General features: G+C 52.2%; 1 rRNA gene. It reads left to right on the forward strand.

Annotated features, from left to right (window positions below):
• Positions 1-118: 118 nt before the first annotated feature.
• A 23S ribosomal RNA gene (locus V7201_RS18165) occupies positions 119-3,053 on the forward strand.
• Position 3,054 lies beyond the last annotated feature (1 nt).

Genomic DNA, 3,054 nt, shown 5'->3' on the forward strand with positions numbered 1-3,054 from the left:
TTGTTCCTTGAAAACTAGATAATCGTAAGTAAGAAGAACCAAGAAAAACCGAGTGATCGCCATTTTAGTTTTTCTCTCTATTTAATAGAGAATCAACCACGACAATTTATTGTCAAACGGTTAAGTTAGAAAGGGCGCACGGTGGATGCCTTGGCACTAGGAGCCGATGAAGGACGGGACTAACACCGATATGCTTCGGGGAGCTGTAAGTAAGCTTTGATCCGGAGATTTCCGAATGGGGAAACCCACTGTTCGTAATGGAACAGTATCTTTACCTGAATACATAGGGTATTGAAGGCAGACCCGGGGAACTGAAACATCTAAGTACCCGGAGGAAGAGAAAGCAAACGCGATTCCCTGAGTAGCGGCGAGCGAAACGGGACATAGCCCAAACCAAGAGGCTTGCCTCTTGGGGTTGTAGGACACTCTACATGGAGTTACAAAGGAACGGGGTAGATGAAGTGGTCTGGAAAGGCCCGTCAGAGAAGGTAAAAACCCTGTAGTTGAAACTTCGTTCCCTCCTGAGTGGATCCTGAGTACGGCGGGACACGAGAAATCCCGTCGGAAGCTGGGAGGACCATCTCCCAAGGCTAAATACTCCCTAGTGACCGATAGTGAACCAGTACCGTGAGGGAAAGGTGAAAAGCACCCCGGAAGGGGAGTGAAATAGATCCTGAAACCGTGTGCCTACAAGTAGTCAGAGCCCGTTAATGGGTGATGGCGTGCCTTTTGTAGAATGAACCGGCGAGTTACGATCCCATGCAAGGTTAAGTTGAGAAGACGGAGCCGCAGCGAAAGCGAGTCTGAATAGGGCGAATGAGTATGTGGTCGTAGACCCGAAACCAGGTGATCTACCCATGTCCAGGGTGAAGGTTGGGTAACACCAACTGGAGGCCCGAACCCACGCACGTTGAAAAGTGCGGGGATGAGGTGTGGGTAGCGGAGAAATTCCAATCGAACTTGGAGATAGCTGGTTCTCTCCGAAATAGCTTTAGGGCTAGCCTCACGTTGTAAGAGTCTTGGAGGTAGAGCACTGTTTGGACTAGGGGCCCTCATCGGGTTACCGAATTCAGACAAACTCCGAATGCCAAAGACTTATCCGTGGGAGTCAGACTGCGAGTGATAAGATCCGTAGTCAAAAGGGAAACAGCCCAGACCACCAGCTAAGGTCCCAAAGTATACGTTAAGTGGAAAAGGATGTGGAGTTGCTTAGACAACCAGGATGTTGGCTTAGAAGCAGCCACCATTTAAAGAGTGCGTAATAGCTCACTGGTCGAGTGACTCTGCGCCGAAAATGTACCGGGGCTAAACGTATCACCGAAGCTGTGGATTGACATCTTTGATGTCAGTGGTAGGAGAGCGTTCTAAGGGCGTTGAAGCTAGACCGTAAGGACTGGTGGAGCGCTTAGAAGTGAGAATGCCGGTATGAGTAGCGAAAGATGGGTGAGAATCCCATCCACCGAATGCCTAAGGTTTCCTGAGGAAGGCTCGTCCTCTCAGGGTTAGTCGGGACCTAAGCCGAGGCCGAAAGGCGTAGGCGATGGACAACAGGTTGATATTCCTGTACCACCTCTTTATCGTTTGAGCAATGGGGGGACGCAGTAGGATAGGGTAAGCGCGCTGTTGGATATGCGCGTCTAAGCAGTAAGGCTGCAAGTGAGGCAAATCCCGCTTGCGTGAAGGCTGAGCTGTGACAGCGAGGGAAATATAGTACCGAAGTTCCTGATTTCACACTGCCAAGAAAAGCCTCTAGCGAGATAAAAGGTGCCCGTACCGCAAACCGACACAGGTAGGCGAGGAGAGAATCCTAAGGTGAGCGAGAGAACTCTCGTTAAGGAACTCGGCAAAATGACCCCGTAACTTCGGGAGAAGGGGTGCTCATTTGGGTGAATAGCCTAGATGAGCCGCAGTGAATAGGCCCAGGCGACTGTTTAGCAAAAACACAGGTCTCTGCGAAGCCGCAAGGCGAAGTATAGGGGCTGACGCCTGCCCGGTGCTGGAAGGTTAAGAGGAGGGGTTAGCGCAAGCGAAGCTCTGAATCGAAGCCCCAGTAAACGGCGGCCGTAACTATAACGGTCCTAAGGTAGCGAAATTCCTTGTCGGGTAAGTTCCGACCCGCACGAAAGGCGTAACGATCTGGGCACTGTCTCAACGAGAGACTCGGTGAAATTATAGTACCTGTGAAGATGCAGGTTACCCGCGACAGGACGGAAAGACCCCGTGGAGCTTTACTGTAGCCTGATATTGAATTTTGGTACAGCTTGTACAGGATAGGTAGGAGCCTGAGAAACCGGAGCGCCAGCTTCGGTGGAGGCGTCGGTGGGATACTACCCTGGCTGTATTGAAATTCTAACCCGCGCCCCTGATCGGGGCGGGAGACAGTGTCAGGTGGGCAGTTTGACTGGGGCGGTCGCCTCCTAAAGAGTAACGGAGGCGCCCAAAGGTTCCCTCAGAATGGTTGGAAATCATTCGCAGAGTGTAAAGGCACAAGGGAGCTTGACTGCGAGACCTACAAGTCGAGCAGGGACGAAAGTCGGGCTTAGTGATCCGGTGGTTCCGCATGGAAGGGCCATCGCTCAACGGATAAAAGCTACCCCGGGGATAACAGGCTTATCTCCCCCAAGAGTCCACATCGACGGGGAGGTTTGGCACCTCGATGTCGGCTCATCGCATCCTGGGGCTGTAGTCGGTCCCAAGGGTTGGGCTGTTCGCCCATTAAAGCGGTACGCGAGCTGGGTTCAGAACGTCGTGAGACAGTTCGGTCCCTATCCGTCGTGGGCGCAGGAAATTTGAGAGGAGCTGTCCTTAGTACGAGAGGACCGGGATGGACGCACCGCTGGTGTACCAGTTGTCTTGCCAAAGGCATCGCTGGGTAGCTATGTGCGGACGGGATAAGTGCTGAAAGCATCTAAGCATGAAGCCCCCCTCAAGATGAGATTTCCCATAGCGCAAGCTAGTAAGAACCCTGAAAGATGATCAGGTTGATAGGTCAGAGGTGGAAGCGCGGTGACGTGTGGAGCTGACTGATACTAATCGTTCGAGGACTTAACCAAA

Origin of the sequence: Bacillus sp. JJ1122 (genome assembly GCF_036964885.1) — a bacterium.
Classification (GTDB): domain Bacteria; phylum Bacillota; class Bacilli; order Bacillales; family Cytobacillaceae; genus Mesobacillus.